We start from the raw sequence: 24388 nt of genomic DNA on the forward strand, positions 1-24388 counted from the left end.
CAATATTACAAAAATACAAGTTATTAATAAATTATATTTGTTTTCTTTTTTTCATTTTAAAGCATCACTTCCGTTTTTTCATCCGTTATAAAGAAGAGAAGAGATACTGCTTAATACTGTTATCTCTTCCCATCGGGGAATGGCAGCGTTACATTCTTATCCCTGTATTCTTTTGGAGACATGCCATAGTAATTCCGGAAAATACGATGAAAATAACTGGTATTGTCATATCCTACTGCAATCGATATATCCGTGATAGAAAGTCTGGTATTCAGAAGAAGAAAAGAAGCCTGATTCAGCCGCTTAATCTGAATGAGTTCCTTAAACGTCCGGCCGGTGAGACGTTTTACGGCTTTGCTCAGCCAGTAAATATTGTAGTTTAAGCTGGCTGCAAGTTCTGTCAGTTCCCCATCTTTATAATTTTCATCGATGAATTTTAAAACCTGAAAAGTCAGCTTCTGGTCAAAACTTTCTGTTGTATGGCTGATCTTATCGGTGTAGTGCATGAGTTGAAGAAATAAAAGCCCCATTGTAACCTGATTGATGCTTCTTTTATTTGGCTGGTCATTGAGCAGAGTCCATACCATATTTTCCACCAGATTCTGTACTGGAAGAACGTCAGCCACCTGAAAATGCAGGTAACTGGCATAGCGTGGATCAAAGCAAAGACTGCCTACCAGAAAATCTCTTAAAAGGTTCTTCTCCTCTCCCATCATCTGAAAAGCAGTATCAAAAAACTCCGGAAGAATGATAAAATTAACAGCAATATCTCCCTCACCTGCAGGAAGTATTTCCTGGGTTGCATGCTGATTTAAAAACAGCAGTTCCCCGGTTTTTAATACCACCTCTTCTCCGTCAATCCGATGGGTGGTCTCTCCCTGGCACATATAAATCACTTCTATATAATTATGTTTATGTCTTGGGAAATGGACAAATCTGGTATGAGGTCTGATGCGAATCATTTTACCATGCTCTAACATCTTTCTGCTGTCGATCACCAGCTCCTGCCCCTCTGTATACCGCTTCCGATCGATTTCCGTCCGGCCGTTTATGATCTCCCGTTCCTCATCGGTAATCACTGCAAGACGGTTTATAATCTCCTGATTCACTGACTGGTGCCTCCTCCTTCCATTTGGGAGAACAAAATTAAGTTTCTCCATCGATCCTCACCTATGGCCCGTTCACCAAGAGCATAGGCGTGGTCCTTTTCTCCATTGGCAAGGAGTTTATAAATCACTGCCCCCTTTGCATCTGTTTCCTTGATCCACCGGTCATTTAATACAATCACTCCGTCTTTCGTCTGAAACTGCCACACAGCGGTCTCTCCCTGCCTGTTGGTACTGGAATAGGTGATGTCTCCCTGCATGAGATCCTCCTGAAACATCCCGTTTTTAGAGGTTTTAACAGTAATATCCTGAGTCACTCCATCATAATAGCGGTAACCGCATTCACCGCTGCCGTTCATCTTTCCATTCTTCCAGCTTCCATAGGAATAATCATACCGTTTGCCTTCTTCCAGACTAAGGACTGAGATGGCCGAAACAGTTCCATCCGGCATTCCATTCTTAAAATCTCCATAAAATACAACAGTGGGCTTTAGAAATACGATTCCAGTTCCATCCTTGATTTCACGCTTTAACATCTCTTCTGAATACATACAGGGAAATTGGGCAATAGAATCACCATTTGCTTCTATTAACCTTGCAGCTCCTTCCAGATCCCCGTCTTTCAATCTGCCGCTCAGCCCTTCTAGAAATTCACGATTGGCCGCAGTGAGAGAAATTCCCGCATCCTTCATTTCTGTAACCGCCGTTTCTGGCGGTGGTACATCTTTTTCCTGAATCTGAGACAACTCTGACTTCTTAAGCTGTTTATCCTTATTCTGTACTTCCTTACTGTTTCTTATGGTTCCTGCCACACTTAAAAGAAGCATCAACAGAGATACCAGGGCAATGGTGACGCCAATTCTTATATTTTCTTCTCTTCTGGCTTTGTTTCCATCATAATTCACGAACTTCCCCCCTTACTGCCGTCAACCGACCAGGCTTCTTTTAAAAGAGCAATCCCTTTTTGTATTTCCGTCTCAGTCAAATTTGCAAATCCAAGAATGACCGTAGGTGGATATTTGTTATGTTCCTTATGAATAAAGGATCCGGACAAACCATATACTTTTACGTTTTTCTTCTCTGCCCTTAAAACCAGTTCTTCCTCGCTTCTTCCCTTCTGGTCTGTCAGCAGCAGATGAAGTCCTGCATGCTCTCCCCCAATTAAAAACTGATCTTCAAAGGACTTTAAACCGGCAGTTAACACATCATGCTTGGATTTATAAACGGCTCTCATTCGGTTTAAATGGCGCTCATAATGTCCCTCAGACAGGAACTGATACAATATGTTCTGATCAATTCTTGATACTGTGGAAGCATAGAAACTGATCTGTTTCTGATAAATCTGGTACAGGGGAATGGGTAATACCACGTAACTGACACGGATGGCTGGAGCAATGGATTTGGAAAAGGTTCCGCAGTAAATCACCCGCTCCCTGTCATCCATACCCTGCAGGGCAGGAATCGGCTTTCCCTTATAACGGAACTCACTGTCGTAATCATCCTCAATTAAATACCGGTTCTCCTGTTCATACGCCCATGCAAGCAGCTCCTGTCTTCGTTTTACCGGCATAATGATTCCAGTGGGATACTGATGAGAGGGCATGACATAGGCAATATCTGCACCGCTTTTTTCAAGCAGCGAGACATCCATTCCCGACTGATCCATATCAACAGGTACCACCTGATACTTAAGACTATCAAACACCCGGTATGCCTGTCTGTAAGTGGGATTTTCCATGGCGATGGTTCTGTCCCTTCCCAGAATCTGGGACAGGAGCATCAGAAGATATTCGCTTCCTGCACCTACAATGATCTGTTCCGGGAGACAGTTAACGCCTCTGGCAGAATGAAGATAGGAACGGATTGCTTCCCGAAACAGATATTCTCCCTGGGGATCTCCCGCTGCGAAGATCTCTCTGTTATCATCGATCAGCGTATTTTTTGATATCCGCCTCCATGTATTAAAGGGAAAATTACAAAGATCAATTCCTCTTGGGGAAAAATCCACAGCCCAGTTCTTTTTCTCCCCTTCCTCTTTTGCAGCAGTAAAAAAAGAGGGCTGGCTTTTTAAAGTCTCCTGTCCGGTATGAATGAGTCCGTCAATTTTCAATACAAAATAACCACGGCAGGGAACCGACTCAATATAGCCTTCTGATAAAAGCTGCTCGTAGGCCATCTGGGTAGTACTTCTGCTGACTTTTAAATGCTCCGCCAAAAGTCTGGTGGAGGGGAGGCGGACCGCAGGCTTTAGATTGCCTTTTACAATTTCATTCTTAATGTAACTGTAAATCTGGCTGTAATAAGGCCAGCCTGGCTGGTTCTTTAAAGGTATCATCAGTTCCATGGTAACAACAATCCTCCTTTACCGGATAGGAAAAAATGCCGCACGTCCCTTATCTTGCGGTCATGCGGCATTTTTGTTCAGCTGTACTATTTTCCAATTTTAAAAGAACTCTTTAAGGATACAATCCGGTTGAATACCAGATGCTCCGGTGTGCTGTCCTTGCAGTCAACACAGAAGAAGCCGTTTCTTACAAACTGGTAGCTGTCATATGCCCTGGCTCCTTCAAAGCTGGGCTCCACATAACAGTTCTTTAAAACAGTCAGGGAATTGGGATTTATGTTTAAGCTTCCGTCTTCGTTTAACTTTCCTTTTTCTTCGTCCACGATGTTCTCATATAAGCGGCACTCCACTTTCTGTGCAGTTGAAGCAGCTACCCAGTGAATGGTTCCTTTCACCTTTCTGCCCTCAAATCCGGAACCACTCTTTGTCTCCGGGTCATAAGTGCAGTGAACAACGGTTACATTGCCGTTCTCATCTTTTTCGCAGCCGGTACAGGTCACAAAATAAGCGTTCATGAGGCGGACTTCATTGCCTGGGAATAGACGGAAGTACTTTTTAATGGGCTCTTCCATAAAATCTTCCCGTTCGATGTAAAGTTCTTTTCCAAATGGAACTTTTCTCTCACCCAGTTCCGGATTCTCCAGGTTATTGGCTACATCAAGATACTCCGTGGTATCTTCCGGATAATTATCAATAACCAGCTTGATTGGGTCTAAAATCGCCATCATTCTGGGTCTTTTCAGTTTTAAATCTTCCCTGATGCAGTACTCTAACATCGCGTAGTCAACAGAGCTGTTTGCCTTGGAAACACCTACTAAATCAACAAACATACGAAGGGATTCCGGCGTATAGCCTCTTCTTCTTAATGCTGCGATGGATACCAGTCTTGGATCTTCCCAACCGTCAACGATGTTATCTTCAACAAGCTTTTTGATGTAACGCTTTCCAGTTACCACATTGGTCAGATAAAGCTTTGCAAATTCTATCTGTCGGGGAGGGTTTTCAAATTCACACTCTTTTACTACCCAGTCATAAAGCGGTCTGTGATCTTCAAATTCCAGTGTACAGATGGAGTGGGTAATATGTTCAATGGCATCTTCAATTGGATGTGCAAAATCATACATAGGGTAGATACACCATGTATCCCCGGTGTTATGATGGGTCATACGTGCCACACGGTAGATAACCGGATCACGCATGTTGATGTTGGGAGATGACATATCAATTCTGGCTCTTAAAACCTTTTCGCCGTCCTTGTATTTACCGTCCTTCATCTCTTCAAACATCTTTAAGTTCTCTTCCACACTCCGGTTTCTGTAAGGGCTCTCCTTACCAGGAGTTTTAAAATCTCCACGGTACTCCCTTATTTCATCTGCAGTTAAATCACAGACAAACGCCTTTCCCTTCTTAATTAAAAGAACGGCACAGTCGTACATCTCCTGAAAGTAGTTGGAAGCAAAGTAAAGTCTGTCATCAAATTCTGCTCCCAGCCATTTCACATCTTCAATAATAGATTCCACGAATTCCGTCTTTTCTTTTGTCGGGTTTGTATCATCAAAACGGAGGTTGAATTTTCCGCCATACTTTTTCGCCAGGCCATAGTTTAACAGGATGGATTTGGCATGTCCAATATGCAGATAACCGTTTGGCTCCGGTGGAAATCTGGTCTGCACATGGTTATAAACGCCTTCTGAAAGATCCTTGTCTATCTCCTGTTCAATAAAGTTTTTAGAAATTATTTCTTCTTTGTTATCTTCCATCTTTCTTCCTCCATATCAGTCACTTCAATAATACAATATCATATCATACTTCAAACGATTCGAAAAGGGGGAAAACGTCTTATCCTATAACAGATAGCCTTTCTTTTTCAGCTCCGCCTCAATAAAATCCAGATTCTTCTCCGAGTCTGCCTCTACCGTATGATAATGGCAGCCTCCTGTCAGTACATTTAAGGGCTGGTCTTTGGAGGAATTTAAATGCTGCATAAACTCCGCTGCATCCAGACGGTTGTTAATAATTAAATCCACTTCAATCTGTCCATATAACTGGTGTTCGATGAACACGTTCCTGATTCTCCCGCCATAATCAACAATGGTATTCAGTTCCTCCAGGGTATCTTCTGTCTTATGACTGGTTCTGAAAATCCTTACAAAAGAAGGTTCCTCTTCTCTCTTTTCCATATTAAGAAGGTAGCCTTTATTGGTGGACAGAATCATTTTATTCTCTGCACGCAACAGTGCAATATCCTGTACCACCACCTGTCTGCTGACGCCAAGTCTCTGGGCTAAATCTCCTCCGGATATGGGCTTTCCTTCTTCCATTAACAGTTCCACTATTTTCTTTCTTCTGCTGCTGCCTTCCACGTTTTATTACTCCTGCCTTATTTTTCTGATGTCCTCTGTTGTCAAAAATGTGCCTTCGTATCCAAGGATCTCACAAAGCCTTGTGATGTGAGGCGGTTCCAGCCGGGCTTTTGTAAGAGTGTCTTTCTCATAGAATATCTTCTCTCCCGGTCCGTCTGAAATCACCTTTCCTCCTGCCATAACAATAACCCGTTCAAAATACCGGGCAACGAAATCCATATCATGAAGAATTGCCAGTACGAATTTTCCTCTCTCTGTCATGGTACGAATCAGCTGCCCCAGTACCTCCCGCCCCCTGGCATCCTGGGCGATGGTGGGTTCATCTAATATCAGCACCTTAGGATCCATTGCCACCACAGATGCAATTGCTACCATCTTTCGTTCAGACAAATCCAGATCATAAGGGTTTTCTTTCTCAGCATGGAGGAGACCTACCATCTCAAGAGCTTCCCTGGCACGCTGTTCCCCTTCTTTTCTTGTCATACCGATGTTTAAGGGGCCTACCATCACCTCTTCTAAAACCTGATTCTTAAAAATCTGGTCATCGGGATTTTGAAATACATATCCCACTTTTTTTGCAAGCTGGGCTACGGTACGCCCGGATATATCCTCCCCTTCCAGAAGTACGGTTCCTGCCTTGGGTTTTAAAAGTCCCTTAAGCAGCTTAACCAGTGTGGTTTTTCCGGCACCGTTCTGACCAATCACTGCAGTTGGCCTTATATCCAGGGAAAGGGTGAGGTTTTCAATGATCGGAGCGCCGGGTATATAATGAAAGCCCAGATCCTTTATGGTAAATATATCCTGACCCAGTTTATCAAGAGATCCCTCTCTTCCTGATTTTGAAATAGTAACTGGAAACTGATCCTTGTGGTTTTGTATCTGTTTTAAGGTTACGGGATAAAGTAACTCATCTCCCTCTTTTCTGTATACGGAAAGAGCTTTCGAAACCTGAGTATAGACGGGAGGCTCCACTCCAAGCTCCCTTAAATCGTCTCTGGAAAAAATACGTTCCGGAACATCATAAGCCACCTGTACTCCCCGGTGCAGCAGGAGTATCTTATCACAATAAGCCGCCAGCTTTTCCATCTTCTGCTCTACCATAATAATGGTAATTCCTGTTTTCGCCAGTTTTTCAACCACCAGGAACACATCTTCGCTGCCTTGAGGATCCAGCTGGGATGTGGGCTCATCCAGGACTAAAACCTCAGGTTCCATGGCAAGAATACTGGCAATTGCCACTCTCTGAATCTGACCCCCTGATAAATCAAAGGGATTCCTGTCCTTATATTTAATAATATCCAGGAGCTTCAGCGATTTATCCACTCTTTTTCCGATCTCTTCTCTTGGAATTCCCAGATTCTGAAGTCCAAAGGCAATTTCCTCAAAAACCGTATCTTTCGCACCGGACAGCTGATTAAAGGGATTCTGAAACACAAGGCCCACTTTCTGGCAGAGAACTGCAATTGGTACCTTTGATGCTTCTGCACCGTCAATGATCACCTTTCCCCCATACGCCCCACGGAACATGGTTGGAACAAGCCCTGCAAATGCCTGGCAGAGTGTACTTTTCCCCGCCTGATTTTCACCGATAATGCCGATAAACTGTCCCTTATCCGCTTCAAAATTAATTCCATCAAGAACCAGCTTACTGGTATGGGGATACTTATATTTTAATCCTTTTACTTCAATGAATGCCATATACGATCCTCCAGACAGCCGAGGCAGCAATCAGAAGAGCCATAAGAATCATAAATCCTTTGTCCCCTCCTGATAGCCGGTGCTCTCTTAAAAATGTTTTTTTATTCTTAGAGCCAAACCCTCTGACCTCAAGAGCAATCGCCCGTTCTCTTGTATTGATGAGAGAACTACTGACCACTGGAGAAATGAGGGGAATAAATGCCTTAGCCCTGGTAAACAAACTTCCTTCGGTTTCCATTCCCCGGCTTCTCTGGGCATCTAAAATAGTATTCATGGTTCCCATCATCTGAGGAATGATTTGAAAAACAGAGGTGATCATATATCCGAATCTGGGAGAAAATCCCATCTGTTCCAAATCGTCTACCAGATCTGCCGGTCTGGTTGTAAGAACAAACGCAGCAAAAGCCAGAAGCATATTTAAAATATTCAGACCGATCCGGCATGCATAAAGAAGACCTTCCCGGTAAAATGTCAGGGCTCCCACTCGAAACAGAATGGTTTCATTCTCTTTATTAAACAGACCGTGGATCAAAAAAATAGTAATGAGAATGGTAAATGAAAATGCAATCAGCGGAAAAACCTTTTTAAGGATTCCTCCGCTGATCAAAAGGCCCAGACTGATCGCCAGAAACAGCCCATACATCCACAGCGCGCCTCCAATGAGAGGCACGCTAATGGCTGCCAGGATATACACCATCTTGGCAAAGGGGTGAAGTCTGGTTAAATAGCTGTCCTTATCTACGTAGAGACTGATGCTTTTCATAGGAATAAACCCTTTCTTAATCCAGACTTTCTACCTCGTCATTCACATCATAAAGAGAGGTGAGTTTTTTAGGAAGTCCCTTCATAATCGCAAAGACAATGAGGACTGTAATTAACTTGTCCGGCACATCGACAACCAGTTCATCCAGAAATGATCCAAAAAATACACGCAGTCCAGCAGACTGGGACCAGCCAAATAAAAGGTCTCCCCAAACGTTGCCGGTTGCCCCGCCCCAGAAGATTACATTTAGAGGAGTGGAGATAACAACTGCTGTCAGTCCTGCAGCCACTGCGGTAAGAATTGCTCCTGTAAGCTTTTCCATATGACCCAGCCTTGCCATAATACCCACTGCAGCTCCAATTAAAAGACTGGTGAGGGCATAGATCAAAGTAATGGAATCACCGGTGGTAAAGCCAAAAATCAGATTATTGGCTGCCCCGCAGACAGCTCCGATTATGGGACCCCCCAGCACACCTCCAATACAGGTACCGATGGAATCCAGCCAAAGGGGAAGTTTTAGAACAGATGCAAATAGTTTTCCTAAATAATTGATTCCGATACAAGCCGGTATCAAAACAAAAGTAGCCGCGTTTAACCTGGTTTTAAATAAATGATTCATCTTCAATCCTCCGTTCATAATTCTGACTGATCCATTCGAACAAACGCTTCCAGCGCAGTCAGGATCTCCATTTGTTCCCCTCTCATCATAGCAGATTCGCCGTCGGTATAGCTGTTAATCTGTTCCGTCAGCTCCTCCTGAAATTCCACCACCGTATTCAGTATGGAGGCAGTCTTTACTCCACGTAAGCCTCCGGTTACAAATACAGCCGCCGTTTCCATGTCTGATCCAAGAACCCCTTTTCCCGACCAGTAAGCGCAGATTTTTTCTTCCTCATCGATGTAGAAGCTGTCATGACTTCTGGCAATTCCCACGTGAGCCGTTGCCCCCAGTGCCTTTGCACTCTCCATACAGGCGATCAAAAGACCTGTATCCGGAATTGCAGGGTACTTGGAGTCAACGTAGGAGGACGATGCACCATCATCTCTGACAGCTCCATTTACCAGAATTAAATCTCCAAGGCGGATTCCTTTTTTAAGAGCTCCGCAGCTGCCGATTCGGATCATTCCACGTACCCCGATTCTGGATAGCTCTTCCACAGCGATTGCAGCAGAGGCTCCTCCTATTCCCGTAGAAACCGCCATCACAGGTACTCCTTGATAGAACCCTTTTATGCTTCGGTATTCCCTGTTGTAAGCAAGCTGCTCCACATTTGTAAGGTGGGAAGCAATCCGGTCTAATCGGGCAGGATCTCCCGGCAGCAGAGCATAGGGAGCTGCCTGACTGTCTGACAGCCTGATATGGGGCATAATTTCTGCCAAAACTACCATCTCCTTCCTTTTCTATTCTCTGAATTTAACACAAAGAAGCTGCCTTGTCAACCAATTGTCAGGTGACAAGACAGCTCTCTTTTCTATCCTTTTATAACTCTGTTTATTTTCTCTCTGCAGCGGCCCACAGATCCTGTTTCTCCACAAACTGTTGATTAATCCATTCCAGTGCCTGCTGCCTTCCTTCCTCTGAAAAAGGAAACACTGCTTTCGTCTTTTTTTCATCGGCAGTTGCTTCGTAACAGTATGGCTGGGGGTAAACGGTGGCTTCAAGTCCTTCTTCTTCCTTTTTAATCCGATACCGCATCCCATTCATGCTTCCCGTATATGCCTCTTTTTTAAAAAACTGGATTGGAACAAAGGTTTCTTTCTTTAGCATCGATCAATCATCTCCTTATTTAACGCCCGGACCTGTTTTTTTCTTTCCTGTGGAATTGGAAACACCTGGTCCCACTTCCTGTTGTGGATTGTTTGTAACAGGCGCTTCCTGAGTGGCTGGAGTGGTTACTGCTGGTGTGGTAGGTGCCGCTGTGGTAGGCGCTGGTGTAGTGGGCGCAGCCGTTGTTGCAGCTGTGGTAGGCGCTGCTGTTGTTGGAGCTGTTGTCGGTGTGGTTCCGGCGGTTTCCGTCTTTGTTGTTCCATTAGAAGTCGTCTTTGTTTCTGTACCAGGTAAGTTGTAGCAAAGCACCGGTACTTTAGATGGAATGTTTTCGAAGAGAGTTTTGGCCATTGCCGGGGGAAGGTTTACACAACCATGGGATCCGCTTGTTTTAAAAATACTGCCTCCAAACTGCTTCCGCCAGGTTGCATCATGAAACCCGATATTACCGTTAAATGGCATCCAGTAAGCAACCGGAGTTCTGTAATCCTCACCTTTTAAAGTTGCATCTTTCTGCTTATATGTAAGGGAGTAAACGCCAGCCGGCGTTGACCAGCCTTTGGATTCATTCCCTGATACAAAATCCGTATCCAGTACCAGTTTACCGTCTTTATAAAAATACAAATGCTGTGCGGTAAGGTTTACTTCCACATAGGTGTTGCCATAATCATTCTCTCCGTAGCTTGCCGCCTCCTGTTTATATTCAGGCACCCTTTCCTGACTTTCTCCGGATCGGATAATTTCTGCCAGCGCATCGGCTTCCGCACTCTGATTGATCTTCCACCCATAGCTTCCTCCGGTTATTTTTACCGGTTTTCCGTAAGAAGTATTAAGAGTCTTTGCCTTTGATACAGTGTCATACTTGGAGGCCAGACCTTTTACATAGGCAGTTACTTCAGAACTGCTTAAATATGCTTTTCCGTCTTCCCCGATTCCCACCCATTTGGAAATGGTATCACCGTTTAATACTTCTCTCTTATCTCCAAATTTATAGGTTACCTTTACGTTGGTATATCGGTTTAAGGTCTGGACCTGATTGATTAAATCCGGATTATCTGCCGTAATCTTTGGTTTTGTATAAACATCACCATCCTCTAAGGACACTTCTGTCTTAAAGTCCGAAACAGCTGCTGCAATCAGTGATTTTACCTTCTCCGGATCCGGGCGGTTTCCATCTACTGCTGCAACAATATGATATCCTTTTCCAGACTCATACTGAGAAATAGTGGCATCCTGGGGTTCTTTTATCTTATCTTCCTGAAAACAGGCCAGCTTTGAAACTACCTCATCAAACTGCTCCTGATTGTATTTTACCAGTGTTCCAATATCAAAATTCTGAAATTTGCTATTATGCTCTCCCCATTTCAGAGGATTCTGCTCTTCTAGAAGTTTTTCGACGCTTCCGTCAAACACTGCTTCCATACCGATATCAGTACCTTTTATGATCTCGGTATTATCCCCCCGTTCCTTAATTGTAATCTGGTAACCGTCAATACCGGCTGCTACCATCTTCTTAACCTCATCAATGGATTTTTTAGATGCATCCATACCGTTAATAATCGTGTTGGGGAAAAACACCTCTTTGTACTGTCTGCCCATCTGTAAATATGTAAGCGCCGCAATTAATGCGACTACGGCTACTGATCCGCCTCCGATTACAGCCAGACCCCCGATTCCCAATGACTTTTTCTTCCTGCTGTGGGGCATTTGCTTTTCCATTTATTTCCTACCTCTTTACTAGCCTTTTTATTCAGGTATAATTATATCGTAAAACAACGAAATATGTCTAAATATTTATGGTATATTTCTTGACTTTTTTATTACGATTTGACCTGATATCTCCAGAAAATTCATATTGACTTCCTGCCTTTCATAAGATATGGGTAAGAACAATCGGAAAGAACCAATTTATGGCTAATTATTCAACCGTATACGGAATTGTCGGTTCCGTTACTCCCTTTTACACCACGGTATCTGACCACAGCTGCTCCCTACTTATTTCTGTCAATACTCAAGGCATGGGGCAGATTAATTTTGTAGTTTCTCCCCAAACCTTTGTTTTGGAACAGCACACCTTTGGTCAGGGTGAGCCCATTATCGGCATATATGACACCAGTGTTCCGGTTCCTTTGATCTATCCTCCCCAGTACCAGGCTGTAGTTCTGGCACAAAACAGCTTCGGCTACCGGGCCGCACTGAATTATTTTGATGAAGATCTGCTAAGCGTGGATCAGACAATGAAACTAAACATTCCGTCAGATGGAAGCACTCAGGTCCTTCTGATCAATGGACAAAATTTTATTTATAATCCTGGAGATCACTATCTTTTTATTCTATACATGTCTGATTCCATGAATCCTTCCGTGGAAGTGACTCCCCAGAAGATTATCGTATTCTGTAATTCTGATGAGTAAATGCATGAAAAAAGCCGTCTTATCCGCCCATCTATCAGGCTGTAAGACAGCTTTTTTATTAATAATGGCAAATAACAGGGATTCCCGTATTAATTAACCCATAAAGAGCCTTTGCCTTCTGGGGCGGAAGGTTAATGCAGCCATGACTTCCAGCTGTCTGGTAAATGGTTCCTCCAAATTTGCTTCTCCAGCTGGCATCATGAAAACCGATACCTCCGTTAAAAGGCATCCAGTAATCCACATGGCTCTCATATTCGTAAGTGCCATCCGGCTTTTTATCTCCCCGCAGTACGCGGTCTGTCTGCTTATAAGCAAGAGTATAGATGCCTTCCGGTGTGGTAAGCTTCTTTGACACATTCCCTGTTACACAGGGAGAATCCCATACCACACTCCCATTCTGATACAGGTACACATGCTGGGCTGCCATATCCGCTTCCACATAAGTACTACCCCAGTCCACATTACGGTCAGCCGCTGCCAGACTGTACTGGGGCGTCCTCTCCTGGCTCTGGCCTGTTTTAATAATAGCCATAAGAGCCTGTGTCTCCGCTTCCTGGTTTATTCGCCATCCATATGCACCGGAAAGAGACAGATCTCTTCCATCGGTTGCTTTAAAGGCTCTGGCTTTTCCAGCCGTATCATATTTGCCAGCCAGTGATTGAATGTACTGCGCAGCTTTTGTTCCGTTTATATGGATTCCTGTCTGATCTGCACCATCGATCCAGGTACAAAGCTGTTCTCCGGTCAGTACTTCCGACTGACTGCCAAATAAATATGTGACTTTCATATCTCTGATCTGATTTAAGGCAGCGCATCTTGCCACCAGCTCTGAATCGGTGGATGTGACGGTCACCGTATCATAACAGTTTTTTTCTTCCAGACTAAGCTGTCTGTTCTCCTGAGTTAATGCAGCTTTCACCGCCTCATCAAGCTTCTGTCTGTTTACGCTGTTCCCCTGTACCTCAGCAATGACAGAGAAGGGCTGTCCCTCCTGCCAGGCTGAAATTCTTGCGTTCTGAGTAACCACAATATCCTTGCTGCTGACACAGGCAAGAGAATCCAGCCGTTCTTTCAGCTTCTCTTCCTGGTAGGTCACCGTACTTTTAAGGACACTGCTGTTGTCGATATCAGGACCTGCCACACGTCCGTTGCTATTTTGTTGCGCCAGTATATTCTGAAGTCCATCGGTAATCACCACCTGATACTGGATATCTGATCCCTTAATCACTTCAGAGGCTCCTCCTTTTGCCTTTATGGTAAGCTGATACTCTCTTCCATAAAAGCCTTCAATCTGTACCTTTGCCTCCTCTACAGTCATACCTCCCACCAAAACTCCGTTGATCTTTGTTCCGGGCACAAACTTAGAAGCATCATCTGCCAGTGCAACCACACTTCCTGCCAGCATAAAAACCGCTGTCAGAAAAGCAATTATCCCTACGGTACCTGCATGACTCTGTCTCCTGCTCATTCATTCAAATCCTTTGCTGATTAGTTATTATGGAAAAATATCCCACTTCCTCCTAGGTTAGCACGATTTTATCAGAATAACAAGTATCAAAATCCACAAATCATTCCGCCACATATTTCGTCAGATCAGCCCAATGTTCCAATGCAACAGCTCCGATTTCAGGATCGTATAGAATGCCCAGATTCCTTTTTATTTCTTCATAACAATACTTCAGCGAATATGCACCCCTGTATCCTCTGTCTGAGGTCATGGCATCAATGGAATCGCAGATTGAGATAATCCTGGAACCAACAGGAATTTCATTACCCCTCAGTCCGTAAGGATAACCCTTTCCATCATATCGTTCATGGTGGTGAAGAACAATGTCTTTCAACTCATTCAAATGACGGGATTTACTTAAAATCTGGGCACCGGTCTGAGGGTGTTTTTTCATGGCTGCCCATTCGTCCGGAGAAAGCCTGTCCGGTTTGTTTAATACTGCATCAGGAACTCCGATTTTACCAATATCATGAAGATGAGCGGCAATATGAATTCGCTCCGTCTCTTCCCGATCAAGCTTTAAAAACCCGGAAAGGGCCAGCGCCATATCGCTGACCCTTTGAGAATGCCCCGCCGTATAGGGATCTTTGGCATCTAATGCGCTGACGATGCATTCAATAATTTCATGATAATCAATGCCGTTCCTGCATAACTCAAATCCTGATTCATTTTTCATGCTCTTTTCTACCTGCCTTGCTGGTTAGCAATAGCTAACTTGTAATTAATAGCAACCGGCATTCTCACATCCGCAAGGTTTAATCGAAATTGAAGCGATCTTCTGATCTTCCAGATAGCCGCAAGCGGTTAAACCTGCCCTCACAACGGAATTCCAGTTTTTTGCAGAGAGATGATAAGTCGTTTCATCATCCAGCACTACCGTGCAGGCATCTTCCATGGAGCAGGTGTCAGAGTAAGCGATTTTATACATGTTCTTCCTGCTGATGGCTCCGATTTCCTCTAAAACATTAACCATACGATAAACAGTAGCAGCTCCGATGCTCTCATCCACCCTGGAAGCTTTGTAATAGATCTCTTTACAGCTGGAACATTCATGTTCCAGAATAATATCTAAAAGTGTGAGGCGCTGCTTTGTAATTCTGCACCCCTTACCCTTCAGCCGTTCAATAATAAGATCCTTCTGCATCCTGGTTCTATGATAACTTCTGGAATCAGCTACTTTTCTTTTTTCAATCATGTTTGTGTGCATTTCCATTTTGGCACCTCCATTAAGACGTATAATATAGTACGAAAAACAGATACCAGTCTCTTAGTGGCAATGTCCGCCACAATCCTTGCACTGTCCGCCGCACTGAATGGATTTTCCGTTTTTCTTATCCCGAATCATGCTTCTGATAATCAGTGCCACCACTCCGATGACAACTGCTGATACTGCTAATGTTCCCATATGATACCTCCTGATATCTTGAGCCTGCATAAACCATGCAGGCTCATATGATTACCGGATTATTTTGCTCCGGCTATACTTGTTAATTTTACTTTAGATTCACTTTTTGCTTTTTCAGGTCTGACAAGCAGATAGATAAAGCCTGCAATCAGTGCAAATGCCACTACAGTAAAGAATCCAAAGGATCCTGTGGTGATTAAAGTTCCCACCTGATAGACACAAAGCGCTACTATATATGCCAGAAGTGTCTGATATCCAACTGCAAACCAAAACCATCTGGTGTTATTCATCTCACGTTTAATGGCTCCCATTGCTGCAAAGCAAGGTGCGCAGAGAAGATTAAATACAAGGAAAGAATACGCAGCAACTGCTGTCATACTGCCTGCAAGAGTACCCCAGATCTCAGAACCATCTTCTGCAACTTCAGCAAAGCCGTAGAGAATACCAAAGGTTCCAACTACGTTTTCTTTTGCTACCAGTCCTGTGATGGCTGCTACTGCAGATTTCCAGTTTCCCCAGCCAAGAGGAACGAAGATCCAGCTGATTGTACTTCCCAGCTTAGCCAGGATGCTGTGGTCAAGTTCCATTGCTTCCAGCATTCTAAACTGACCGTCTACCCAGCCAAAATAGGAAGCAAACCATACAACGATAGTAGATAATAAAATGATTGTTCCTGCTTTCTTAATAAAGGACCAGCCGCGTTCCCACATACTTCTTAAAACATTTATAACTGTTGGCATATGGTAAGCGGGGAGCTCCATAACGAAAGGCGCCGGATCACCAGCAAACATTTTAGTCTTTTTTAAAATGATACCGGAACAGATAATTGCTGCAATTCCTACGAAATATGCACTTGGTGCAACCCAGGAAGCTCCATCAAAAAGTGCGCCAGCAATCAGTGCAATAATTGGAAGCTTGGCTCCACAGGGAATAAAGGTTGTTGTCATAATTGTCATCTTACGGTCACGATCATTTTCAATAGTACGTGATGCCATAATACCAGGTACGCCGCAGCCACTGCCGATCAGCATGGGAATAAAAGACTTACCGGAAAGACCGAATTTACGGAATACGCGGTCCATAATAAACGCAACGCGTGCCATATAACCGCAGCTCTCCAAAAATGCAAGGAAGATAAAAAGTACCAGCATCTGAGGTACAAAACCAAGAACTGCACCCACACCTGCAATAATTCCGTTTACTAACAGACCCTGGAGCCAGTCTGCGCAGCCAATTGCAGTTAAAAAGCTCTCAGCAATGACTGGTATGCCAGGAAGCTGAAGACCGAAAAGATTCATCTCGTCACCGAAAAGACTGTCATTCACCCAATCAGTTGCCCAGGAACCCACTGTTGTAACAGAAGCATAATAGACAATAAACATCACGGCTGCAAAGATGGGCAGAGCCAGAAACCGGTTAGTAACGATCCGGTCGATTTTATCGGAAATCGTTAGTTTATTTTTCATGCTTCTTGTTAAACACTGATCGATGATAGAAGAGATATATACATAACGCTCATTAGTAATAATACTCTCTGTATCGTCATCCAGTTCCCGTTCAATCTTTGTGATCTCTTCCGTTACATCAGGTACACGCTTCATCTGAGACTGGATCTTTTCATCCTTTTCCAGAAGCTTAATGGCAAAGAAACGTCTCTGTTCCTCGGGAACATCATTTCCAAGTTTGTCTTCGATGGAATCCAGAACTGACTCCACTTCTGCTGCAAATTTATGTACTGGTGGTCTGTTATTTTTCTGGTTAGCAATCGCTACTGCTTTTTCAGCAGCCTTCTGGATTCCAGTGCCCTTCAGTGCAGAAATTTCCACAACCTCACAGCCAAGCTTTTCGCTTAATTTATTTATATGAATTTTATCCCCGCTCTTTTCCACGATATCCATCATGTTTACTGCCATGATAACGGGAATTCCAAGTTCCATAAGCTGGGTGGATAAATATAAATTACGTTCTATGTTGGTACCGTCTACGATATTTAAAATCGCATCAGGCCGTTCTCCGATCAGATAATTTCTCGCTACCACTTCTTCCAGTGTGTAAGGAGAGAGGGAATAGATGCCTGGAAGGTCCATGATAATGACGTCTTTATGACCTTTTAACTTTCCTTCTTTTTTCTCTACGGTAACGCCTGGCCAGTTCCCCACAAACTGATTTGATCCCGTCAGTGCATTAAACAACGTCGTCTTTCCGCAGTTGGGATTACCTGCTAATGCAATTTTAATTGACATACTCTACCTCTTTCTGCCTGTCAGCAATTGATTTGTCTGGTATTAGTCTCACCTAACTAATATGTAAAAAAATTACTCCACAATGATCATTTCTGCATCCGCTTTTCGTAAAGACAGCTCATACCCTCTGACTGTTACTTCCACCGGATCTCCAAGAGGAGCTACTTTCCTCACAAAAATATCAACACCTTTTGTGATTCCCATATCCATAATCCTTCTCTTAACAGGACCTTCTCCGCTTAGCTTGGTTACCTTGACAGTTTTACCGCATGGAATTTCCTTTAATGTCATCGTCTTTTCTCCTTTTCTATCCCACCATGATTTTATTAGCCATATCTTTTCCTATGGCAACTCTGGAATCTTTTACATTCACGATCATGTTTCCGCTTATTTCAGAAACAACAGTCACAATTCCGCCGGTAACAAAACCCAGGTTTTCCAGAAAACGTCTTGTCTCTTCTTTGCCGCCGATTTTACGAATTACGTTAGGCTCTCCTGCTTTCACCATTGTTAAAGGCATCATTCATCATCTTCTTTCATTTTATTATTGATAATCATTCCCATTTCTCATCAGTTAGTATATTCTAACTTTCGTCAGTTGTCAATATTTTTATTGAAAAATTTTCTCATATTTGAAATGTATTTTTTTACATACACATTTCATCATAAAAAGCTGCGACATATAAAACCTGTTGCCGCAGCCTTTCTATCTTGTTTTTACCAGATTTTCACTCTTTTATCAGGAGCCACATACATAGCATCTCCTTCTTTTATATCAGGATAAGCCTTGTAAAATGCATCTGTGGCGCTAAGCACTCCATTGACTCTGACTTTAGCTGGGGAATGGGAATCCGTATTCAGACGGTCAATCATCGCTTCCGGAGTATACTTGGACGCCCAGATTATTGCATACTGGCGGAACAATAAATTTAAATCACTGTTCTTTTCACCTGCAATTGCTGTAATGCATGCCATGGACCCCAGATCTGCGATATTTTCATTCAATGTCTGCGCACCATTTACTTTTCTTCCCTGAAATCCATCCATTCCGCTGTAGTATTCTTCCACCTGTTTGGCCAGTTCATCAAATTTTTCCCGGTCTTCCTTTGTCCACCATACATGATAATTTCCATTTTCATCGTAAAGGGAACCGGAAGAATCAAATGCATGGCTCACCTCATGAGCCATTACCATTCCGATTCCGCCTAAATTAGAGGCAAAGTCTGCTTTTGGGTCATAAAACGGAGGCTGGAGAATTGCAGCCGGAAACACAATCTCATTGGCAGTGGGGTTATAATATGCGTTTACAGTCTGGGGAGTCATGCCCCACTCTCCTTTGTCCACAGGTTCCCTATATTTCTTTTTATTCACCTCATTGACTGCTTTCAGGAGAGAGAGGCTATTATCAATTAAGTTTCCCCCCTCTTCTGCTGATAACACCTTGGCATCTTTATAATCATTGGGCCATTTATCCGGATAACCCACCTTTAGATTCATATGCTCCAGCTTTCTTATGGCAGAAGCCTTGGTTTCATCACTCATCCAGGTGAGATTTTCAATCTGTTTTTTATAGGAGGCAAGAATCAGTCGGATCATGGACTCAATGTCCTTCTTATCCGACTTGGAAAAGCATTTTTCAACATAAAGCTTTCCGAATTCAAACCCCAGGGTGTTCTGTGTCAATTCACTTGCCAGTTTTTCGTCTGTTTTTCTTTCTTTGATTCCTTTTCTTAAATTATTCCATTCCAGATTGGTGTCTCTGATTTCGGGTGTCAGACTGGGAGCAAAATCATTTACCAGACAAAATAACGTATACTGTTTTAAAAGAGGGAGGGATTCCTGATTTAAATATCCGCCGATTTTTTTCATCTGATCTACCTGAACCACAATGTATTGATCCTGTTCATTTAAGTCTGCTGCTTTTAAAAAGGTCTCCATGGTTCCATCTGGAAACAGTTTCTTTAATTCGTCACCGGTATACGGATTATATATAACCTCAGGGTCTCCCTGTTTGCTAAGAGGAAGTGCACTTCCCGCCAGATCCTTCTGTAATTTTAAAATGCCATCTGCAGCCTGATCCGCTTCTTCTTTCTTCAGCCCTGTATATTCCATAATCCGGGATATATAATTGCGGTAATGGTTCATTAGTTCTTCCTGGTCGGAATCCTCTAAAGTCTCTTTTCCAGGTCCAAGATCTGCGCCGTCAAAATACAGGGCGTAGCGGGTAGAATTACTCATATCCTCAGACCACTGGGGCAGAATAATGCTGCTAACCCCCAGATCATTGTAGATTTTCCCTGCCTGTTCCAGATACTCCTCAATGGTGGAGGCACGGCTGATCCCGTCCATATATACAGCAAGTCCACCAAATCCGGCAGCCCTTCTCCCATCCATATCCATAGCGGTCAGATAGAGATCGGCAATTTTCTGTTCCAGAGATCCTTCTTTTTCATTTTTCCTGTTATTCACAGATTCACGGAGTACTTCATTTAGGATTTCATAAGCCTCTCTGTCCAGCTTGTAAAACTGGCTCCAGCCACTTGCATCTCCCGGAATCTCGGTATTATTAAGCATCTCCCCGTTGACAAAGTCATAATAATCATCTTCCAGGCGTATATGGTTTGCTTCCCCTGCAGAGGCCTTTCCCGCTCCACTGGCGGGCTTTGCCTGGGTCTGCTCTTCTTCCGGTTTCGGGTCTGTTTTACTTTTACATCCGGTAAACGCCAGTGTCATAATTATTATCGCCGATAGTATTGTGAAAAAAACTTTTTTCATGAAATCTACTTCTCCTTGCCATTACATAATATTTTTTGTACGAAAAAAGGAAGCGGATTTCTCCACTTCCCATCTGCTCATTCTTTATTATGCTTAAACTTCGTCAGAATATACAGGTGCATCTTCTGCAGCTGCTTCGTCCTGACCCTGAAGTGCTTTGATGCTTAAGCTGATCTTCTTGTCGTCTTCGTTAAAATCAACTACCTTTGCTTCAATTTCCTGTCCAATTGCCAGAACATCTGCAGGTTTTTCCACATGCTCTCTGGAAATCTGGGATACATGAAGCAGAGCATCAACGCCTGGCTCCAGCTCAACAAATGCGCCGAAATCAGTCATACGTGCTACTTTACCGATTACTACATTGCCCACTGCATACTTTTCAGATGCATCTTTCCATGGGTTTGTCTCTGGGAATTTTAAGCTGAGTGCAATCTTGTCGCCGTTGATATCTTTGATTAAAACTTTTACTTTCTCACCAGCTTTGAATGCTTTTTTCGGGCTTTCTACTCTGCCCCAGCTCATCTCTGATATATGAAGTAAACCATCGGCTCCGCCAAGGTCAATAAATGCACCGAAATCGGTTACGTTCTTAATTGTACCTTCAACAACATCGCCTGCATGGATCTTGTCAAATAATTCTTTCTGAAGCTCGGCTCTCTTAGCAACCATAATCTGCTTTCTGTCACCGATAATTCTTCTTCTCTTTGGATTGAATTCAGTAATGATGAATTCGATCTCCTTATCTGCATACTTGGTTAAATCCTTCTCATAAGTATCGGATACCAGGCTTGCAGGAATGAATACTCTTGCGCCTTCTACAACCACGCTTAAACCACCGTCAAGCACCTGTGCAACTTTTGCGGTAAGTACTTCGTGGTTTTCAAATGCTTCTTCTAACTTCTTATTGCCTCTGTCTGCTGCTAATCGCTTATAGGATAAAGCAACCTGACCCTCACCGTCATTAACCTTAGTGACTTTGGCTTCCATCTCTTCGCCAACCTGTACAACGGTTGTAAGATTTAAATTCTGGTCATCCGTGTACTCGCTACGCGGGATGATGCCGTCAGACTTGTACCCTATATTCAAGACGATTTCATCTTCTTTTACGTCGATGACTTTACCAGTGACGATCTCTCCTGTACGTATGGTTTTCAATGATTCCTCTAACATTTGTTCAAAACTTAACTCTGACATTAGTATGAACCTCCTCGATAATATGATTCGGGGTTGAAGCCCCGGCTGTAATACCTACGCTGCGCACAGAATTTACACAATCAGGATCTAAATCACCTAGTGTCTGGATATAGTAAGTATTCTTACATTCCCTTCGGCATATCTCGTACAGCTTCTGGGTATTGGAACTGCTTTTTCCGCCAATGACTATCATGGCATCCACTTCTGAAGCTATCCGCTTTGCTTCCACCTGTCTTTCCTGTGTTGCATTGCAAATCGTATTTAAAACAAGTATATCATACCGCGTTTCAGAAATTTTTTCAACTAAATCTTGAAATTTCTTGTAATTAAATGTCGTCTGTGATACAATACACAGCCTCTCTCCTTCTGTGAGCGGCAAAGTTTCCACTTGCTCGGGTGTTTCCACCACTAAAGTATTGTCATTTCCCCAGCCTTTAATACCTTCCACTTCCGGGTGTGAATCATTACCAATTATGATCAGGCGTCTGCCCTCTTTATTCTGCTCCTGCGCAATTTTATGGATCTTTCTTACATAAGGGCAGGTTGCATCAATAATCTCTATTCCGTTCTCTTCCATGATATCATAAACCCGTTTTCCGGCTCCATGGGAACGGATTACCACAACGGCGTCGTGAATCTTTTTTAATTCTTCTTCACTTTCAATTACTTTTACGCCTTTTTCCTCTAAATCTTTTACAACCTCTTCATTGTGGATGATGGGACCATACGTATAAATTGGCTTATCGTTTCGTTTCAGCTGTTCATATACCTGATCAACGGCACGTTTCACACCAAAGCAGAATCCGGCGGATTTTGCTACTACTACTTCCATACATTAGCTCCTCTCTTCCAGTTTTCTTTCCTCAAACAGCATTAAAATCCGTTCTATTACCTCTCTGGCACTCATCTCAGAAGAATCTAAAAGCACCGCATCCTCTGCCTGTTTTAAGGGAGAATGTTCCCGGTTCATATCCTGGTGGTCCCGTTTGATAATATCTTTTTCGATTTCTTCCAGGCTGCAGTCCTGTCCTTTTCCCTTCAGTTCCAGATACCTTCTTTCGGCACGAACCCGGCTGCTGGCGGTTAAATAGATCTTAAGATCGGCATCAGGAAGAACGCAGGTACCGATATCTCTGCCATCCATAATGACATTCTCCCGGGCTGCAAGACCTTTTTGCAGTTCTACCAGTTTTTCTCTCACAGGTAAGTGCACAGAAGTGGCAGAAGCCATGGCTCCCACTTCCTCAGAACGGATCAGTCCTGATACATTCTCTCCGTTTAAAATCACCTGCTGCACGCCGTTTTCATAGGCCAGGGTTACATCCGCAGTCTTAACAGCTTCCGAAATGGCGGCCTCATCCTGTGGAGAGATCCCTTTTCTTAAAAAATGCAATGCCATGGCACGGTACATGGCTCCAGTATCCACATAAACAAAATTAAGTTTACTGGCTGCTGCACGGGCAATGGTGCTTTTTCCCGCTCCAGCTGGTCCGTCAATTGCGATATTATAAACCTTTGTCATCTTTCGTCCTTCTCCTCTCCTGCCGCACTTCCTGCTGCGAAACCCGTGGACCAGGCAATCTGAAGATTAAAGCCCCCGGTCACCGCATCCAGATCCAGCACCTCTCCTGCAAAATACAGGCCGTTTACAAGTTTGGATTCCAGAGTGGAGGGATTTACCTCTTTTACAGAAACACCTCCCTGGGTGATAATGGCCTCATTGTATCCTCTCAGTGCAGTGAGAGTCATGGTAAATGACTTGGTTACGTGAATCAGCGCCTGACGTTCTTCTCTTGTAATCTCATTAACCTTCTTTTCCGGAGAAATTCCGCTTGCATCAATGATAACAGGAATCAGCTTGGCAGGATATAGATTGCCCAGAGCATTTTTAAACTGCTTATTCATGGATTCCTCAAAATCTCTTAGAATCCTGGCATCCAGCTGTTCTTCTGTCAAAGCAGGCTTCAAATCAATGGAAAGAGTAAGTGGACCTTTCTTTAGTTCCTTTGCCGCATAGCTGCTGGCACTTAAAAGAACTGGACCGCTGACTCCGTAGTGGGTAAAAAGCATCTCTCCGAATTCCCTGTAAATAACCTTGCTGCCTTTCATCACTGTCGCTTCTACGTTTCTAAGAGAAAGACCCTGCAGCTCCTTAATCATGGGCTCTTCCACAACGAAAGGAACCAGTGCCGGAGATAACGTGCTTACGGTGTGTCCGGCTTCTTTCGCCAGTTCATAGCCGTCTCCCGTGGAACCGGTAGTCTGATAGGAATAACCGCCGCAGGCAATGATTACGCTGTCTCCATAGAAAGATTTTTTTCCGGTACTGTCACTGACCACAATTCCTTTTACAGTACCATTTTCAATCATCAGCTTTTCTGCTTTTTTCCGGTAATGAATCATAACACCCAGTTCCAAAAGCCGGTTGTTCAGGGCCTTAATTACATCGGAAGCTTTATCCGAAGCCGGAAATACCCGGTTTCCCCGTTCCGTCTTTAACTGGCAGCCAAGGGTCTCTAAAAGTTCCATCATATCGAAATTGGTAAAACCGTAAAAGCTGCTGTATAAGAATTTGGAATTGGTTACAACATTCCCGAACAGCTCCTCCGTATCACAGGCATTGGTTACATTGCACCGTCCTTTTCCCGTAATATATACTTTTTTACCAAGCTTCTCGTTTTTCTCAAAAATGTGGACGGTACTGCCCTTCATGGCTGCTGCTATTCCAGCCAGCATCCCTGCAGCGCCCCCGCCCACGATTAAAACCGTATTCATGCCCTATCCTCCTGCCTTTGTTCACTTCCTCCT

At 43.5% G+C, this 24388-nt stretch carries 24 protein-coding genes; 1 reads left to right on the forward strand and 23 read right to left on the reverse strand.

Annotation, left to right across the window (positions count from 1 at the left end; translation table 11 throughout):
• Nucleotides 1–119: 119 nt before the first annotated feature.
• The 11 genes from ACOAOT_RS15295 to ACOAOT_RS15345 form a co-directional block, all read right to left on the reverse strand.
• Nucleotides 120–1109 carry an AraC family transcriptional regulator gene (locus ACOAOT_RS15295; protein WP_420217780.1) on the reverse strand — a complete coding sequence of 330 codons (990 nt, stop codon included), beginning with the start codon at nt 1107–1109 and terminating at the stop codon, nt 120–122.
• Nucleotides 1106–2011 (reverse strand): MORN repeat-containing protein, encoded by a 906-nt coding sequence (locus ACOAOT_RS15300; protein WP_420217781.1) that lies wholly within the window; start codon nt 2009–2011, stop codon nt 1106–1108. Before ACOAOT_RS15300 ends, ACOAOT_RS15295 begins: the two co-directional genes overlap by 4 nt.
• A complete protein-coding gene (gene pdxR / locus ACOAOT_RS15305) occupies nt 2008–3450 on the reverse strand; it encodes a MocR-like pyridoxine biosynthesis transcription factor PdxR (protein ID WP_420217782.1) in 1443 nt (480 codons plus the stop codon). Before pdxR ends, ACOAOT_RS15300 begins: the two co-directional genes overlap by 4 nt.
• An 86-nt stretch (nt 3451–3536) precedes the next feature.
• Nucleotides 3537–5210, reverse strand: coding sequence for a glutamine--tRNA ligase/YqeY domain fusion protein (locus tag ACOAOT_RS15310; protein ID WP_420217783.1), 1674 nt, complete (start codon nt 5208–5210; stop codon nt 3537–3539).
• Nucleotides 5211–5294: 84 nt separating this feature from the next.
• Entirely contained in the window at nt 5295–5813 is a 519-nt protein-coding gene (locus tag ACOAOT_RS15315; protein WP_420217784.1) for a transcription repressor NadR, read from the reverse strand.
• A 6-nt stretch (nt 5814–5819) separates the two neighbouring features.
• Nucleotides 5820–7511 (reverse strand): ABC transporter ATP-binding protein, encoded by a 1692-nt coding sequence (locus ACOAOT_RS15320; RefSeq protein WP_420217785.1) that lies wholly within the window; start codon nt 7509–7511, stop codon nt 5820–5822.
• A complete protein-coding gene (locus tag ACOAOT_RS15325) occupies nt 7498–8274 on the reverse strand; it encodes an energy-coupling factor transporter transmembrane component T family protein (RefSeq protein WP_420217786.1) in 777 nt (258 codons plus the stop codon). Before ACOAOT_RS15325 ends, ACOAOT_RS15320 begins: the two co-directional genes overlap by 14 nt.
• A gap of 16 nt (nt 8275–8290) precedes the next feature.
• Nucleotides 8291–8893 (reverse strand): ECF transporter S component, encoded by a 603-nt coding sequence (locus ACOAOT_RS15330; protein WP_420217787.1) that lies wholly within the window; start codon nt 8891–8893, stop codon nt 8291–8293.
• A 14-nt stretch (nt 8894–8907) separates the two neighbouring features.
• Nucleotides 8908–9654 carry a nucleoside phosphorylase gene (locus ACOAOT_RS15335; protein ID WP_420217788.1) on the reverse strand — a complete coding sequence of 249 codons (747 nt, stop codon included), beginning with the start codon at nt 9652–9654 and terminating at the stop codon, nt 8908–8910.
• Between the two features lie 112 nt (nt 9655–9766).
• Nucleotides 9767–10042 (reverse strand): GNAT family acetyltransferase, encoded by a 276-nt coding sequence (locus tag ACOAOT_RS15340; protein ID WP_349667113.1) that lies wholly within the window; start codon nt 10040–10042, stop codon nt 9767–9769.
• Nucleotides 10043–10057: 15 nt separating this feature from the next.
• Nucleotides 10058–11761: a L,D-transpeptidase family protein gene (locus tag ACOAOT_RS15345; RefSeq protein ID WP_420217789.1), complete on the reverse strand. Its 1704-nt coding sequence runs from the start codon at nt 11759–11761 to the stop codon at nt 10058–10060.
• A 191-nt stretch (nt 11762–11952) separates the two neighbouring features.
• Here ACOAOT_RS15345 and ACOAOT_RS15350 point away from each other — a divergent pair, with 191 nt between their 5' ends.
• A complete protein-coding gene (locus ACOAOT_RS15350; RefSeq protein WP_420217790.1) occupies nt 11953–12456 on the forward strand; it encodes a hypothetical protein in 504 nt (167 codons plus the stop codon).
• A 58-nt stretch (nt 12457–12514) separates the two neighbouring features.
• Here the strand turns inward: ACOAOT_RS15350 and ACOAOT_RS15355 are convergent, their stop codons facing one another.
• The 12 genes from ACOAOT_RS15355 to ACOAOT_RS15410 form a co-directional block, all read right to left on the reverse strand.
• Nucleotides 12515–13924 (reverse strand): L,D-transpeptidase family protein, encoded by a 1410-nt coding sequence (locus tag ACOAOT_RS15355; RefSeq protein ID WP_420217791.1) that lies wholly within the window; start codon nt 13922–13924, stop codon nt 12515–12517.
• Between the two features lie 100 nt (nt 13925–14024).
• Nucleotides 14025–14639 (reverse strand): HD-GYP domain-containing protein, encoded by a 615-nt coding sequence (locus tag ACOAOT_RS15360; RefSeq protein ID WP_420217792.1) that lies wholly within the window; start codon nt 14637–14639, stop codon nt 14025–14027.
• 45 nt (nt 14640–14684) lie between these two features.
• Entirely contained in the window at nt 14685–15176 is a 492-nt protein-coding gene (locus ACOAOT_RS15365; protein WP_104436549.1) for a transcriptional repressor, read from the reverse strand.
• Nucleotides 15177–15230: 54 nt separating this feature from the next.
• The gene (locus ACOAOT_RS15370; RefSeq protein ID WP_420217793.1) at nt 15231–15368 is read right to left on the reverse strand and encodes a FeoB-associated Cys-rich membrane protein; all 138 of its coding nucleotides are present in this window, start codon (nt 15366–15368) and stop codon (nt 15231–15233) included.
• Nucleotides 15369–15427: 59 nt separating this feature from the next.
• The gene (gene feoB, locus ACOAOT_RS15375) at nt 15428–17611 is read right to left on the reverse strand and encodes a ferrous iron transport protein B (RefSeq protein ID WP_420217794.1); all 2184 of its coding nucleotides are present in this window, start codon (nt 17609–17611) and stop codon (nt 15428–15430) included.
• A 72-nt stretch (nt 17612–17683) separates the two neighbouring features.
• A complete protein-coding gene (locus ACOAOT_RS15380; protein WP_104436552.1) occupies nt 17684–17902 on the reverse strand; it encodes a FeoA family protein in 219 nt (72 codons plus the stop codon).
• A gap of 16 nt (nt 17903–17918) precedes the next feature.
• Nucleotides 17919–18134 (reverse strand): FeoA family protein, encoded by a 216-nt coding sequence (locus tag ACOAOT_RS15385; RefSeq protein ID WP_104436553.1) that lies wholly within the window; start codon nt 18132–18134, stop codon nt 17919–17921.
• A gap of 194 nt (nt 18135–18328) precedes the next feature.
• Nucleotides 18329–20386, reverse strand: a complete 2058-nt coding sequence (locus ACOAOT_RS15390; RefSeq protein ID WP_420217795.1) for a M13 family metallopeptidase — start codon at nt 20384–20386, stop codon at nt 18329–18331.
• Nucleotides 20387–20479: 93 nt separating this feature from the next.
• Nucleotides 20480–21580, reverse strand: a complete 1101-nt coding sequence (gene rpsA / locus ACOAOT_RS15395; RefSeq protein ID WP_420217796.1) for a 30S ribosomal protein S1 — start codon at nt 21578–21580, stop codon at nt 20480–20482.
• Nucleotides 21561–22412, reverse strand: a complete 852-nt coding sequence (ispH, locus tag ACOAOT_RS15400; protein ID WP_420217797.1) for a 4-hydroxy-3-methylbut-2-enyl diphosphate reductase — start codon at nt 22410–22412, stop codon at nt 21561–21563. Before ispH ends, rpsA begins: the two co-directional genes overlap by 20 nt.
• A 3-nt stretch (nt 22413–22415) precedes the next feature.
• Entirely contained in the window at nt 22416–23102 is a 687-nt protein-coding gene (gene cmk / locus ACOAOT_RS15405; protein WP_420217798.1) for a (d)CMP kinase, read from the reverse strand.
• Nucleotides 23099–24355: a BaiN/RdsA family NAD(P)/FAD-dependent oxidoreductase gene (locus tag ACOAOT_RS15410; RefSeq protein ID WP_420217799.1), complete on the reverse strand. Its 1257-nt coding sequence runs from the start codon at nt 24353–24355 to the stop codon at nt 23099–23101. Before ACOAOT_RS15410 ends, cmk begins: the two co-directional genes overlap by 4 nt.
• Nucleotides 24356–24388: the final 33 nt, after the last annotated feature.

It is taken from the genome of Lacrimispora struthionigena (assembly GCF_048627165.1).
Lineage (GTDB): Bacteria > Bacillota > Clostridia > Lachnospirales > Lachnospiraceae > Lacrimispora.

What these genes read in the sequence shown, in the direction of transcription:
- pdxR (WP_420217782.1), bottom strand. Translation starts at nt 3,450, where the DNA reads ATGGAACTGATGATACCTTTAAAGAACCAGCCAGGCTGGCCTTATTAC.
- ACOAOT_RS15310 (WP_420217783.1), bottom strand. Translation starts at nt 5,210, where the DNA reads ATGGAAGATAACAAAGAAGAAATAATTTCTAAAAACTTTATTGAACAG.
- ACOAOT_RS15320 (WP_420217785.1), bottom strand. Translation starts at nt 7,511, where the DNA reads ATGGCATTCATTGAAGTAAAAGGATTAAAATATAAGTATCCCCATACC.
- ACOAOT_RS15325 (WP_420217786.1), bottom strand. Translation starts at nt 8,274, where the DNA reads ATGAAAAGCATCAGTCTCTACGTAGATAAGGACAGCTATTTAACCAGA.
- ACOAOT_RS15330 (WP_420217787.1), bottom strand. Translation starts at nt 8,893, where the DNA reads ATGAATCATTTATTTAAAACCAGGTTAAACGCGGCTACTTTTGTTTTG.
- ACOAOT_RS15340 (WP_349667113.1), bottom strand. Translation starts at nt 10,042, where the DNA reads ATGCTAAAGAAAGAAACCTTTGTTCCAATCCAGTTTTTTAAAAAAGAG.
- ACOAOT_RS15345 (WP_420217789.1), bottom strand. Translation starts at nt 11,761, where the DNA reads ATGGAAAAGCAAATGCCCCACAGCAGGAAGAAAAAGTCATTGGGAATC.
- ACOAOT_RS15350 (WP_420217790.1), top strand. Translation starts at nt 11,953, where the DNA reads ATGGCTAATTATTCAACCGTATACGGAATTGTCGGTTCCGTTACTCCC.
- ACOAOT_RS15355 (WP_420217791.1), bottom strand. Translation starts at nt 13,924, where the DNA reads ATGAGCAGGAGACAGAGTCATGCAGGTACCGTAGGGATAATTGCTTTT.
- ACOAOT_RS15360 (WP_420217792.1), bottom strand. Translation starts at nt 14,639, where the DNA reads ATGAAAAATGAATCAGGATTTGAGTTATGCAGGAACGGCATTGATTAT.
- ACOAOT_RS15365 (WP_104436549.1), bottom strand. Translation starts at nt 15,176, where the DNA reads ATGGAAATGCACACAAACATGATTGAAAAAAGAAAAGTAGCTGATTCC.
- ACOAOT_RS15370 (WP_420217793.1), bottom strand. Translation starts at nt 15,368, where the DNA reads ATGGGAACATTAGCAGTATCAGCAGTTGTCATCGGAGTGGTGGCACTG.
- feoB (WP_420217794.1), bottom strand. Translation starts at nt 17,611, where the DNA reads ATGTCAATTAAAATTGCATTAGCAGGTAATCCCAACTGCGGAAAGACG.
- ACOAOT_RS15380 (WP_104436552.1), bottom strand. Translation starts at nt 17,902, where the DNA reads ATGACATTAAAGGAAATTCCATGCGGTAAAACTGTCAAGGTAACCAAG.
- ACOAOT_RS15385 (WP_104436553.1), bottom strand. Translation starts at nt 18,134, where the DNA reads ATGATGCCTTTAACAATGGTGAAAGCAGGAGAGCCTAACGTAATTCGT.
- ACOAOT_RS15390 (WP_420217795.1), bottom strand. Translation starts at nt 20,386, where the DNA reads ATGAAAAAAGTTTTTTTCACAATACTATCGGCGATAATAATTATGACA.
- rpsA (WP_420217796.1), bottom strand. Translation starts at nt 21,580, where the DNA reads ATGTCAGAGTTAAGTTTTGAACAAATGTTAGAGGAATCATTGAAAACC.
- ispH (WP_420217797.1), bottom strand. Translation starts at nt 22,412, where the DNA reads ATGGAAGTAGTAGTAGCAAAATCCGCCGGATTCTGCTTTGGTGTGAAA.
- cmk (WP_420217798.1), bottom strand. Translation starts at nt 23,102, where the DNA reads ATGACAAAGGTTTATAATATCGCAATTGACGGACCAGCTGGAGCGGGA.
- ACOAOT_RS15410 (WP_420217799.1), bottom strand. Translation starts at nt 24,355, where the DNA reads ATGAATACGGTTTTAATCGTGGGCGGGGGCGCTGCAGGGATGCTGGCT.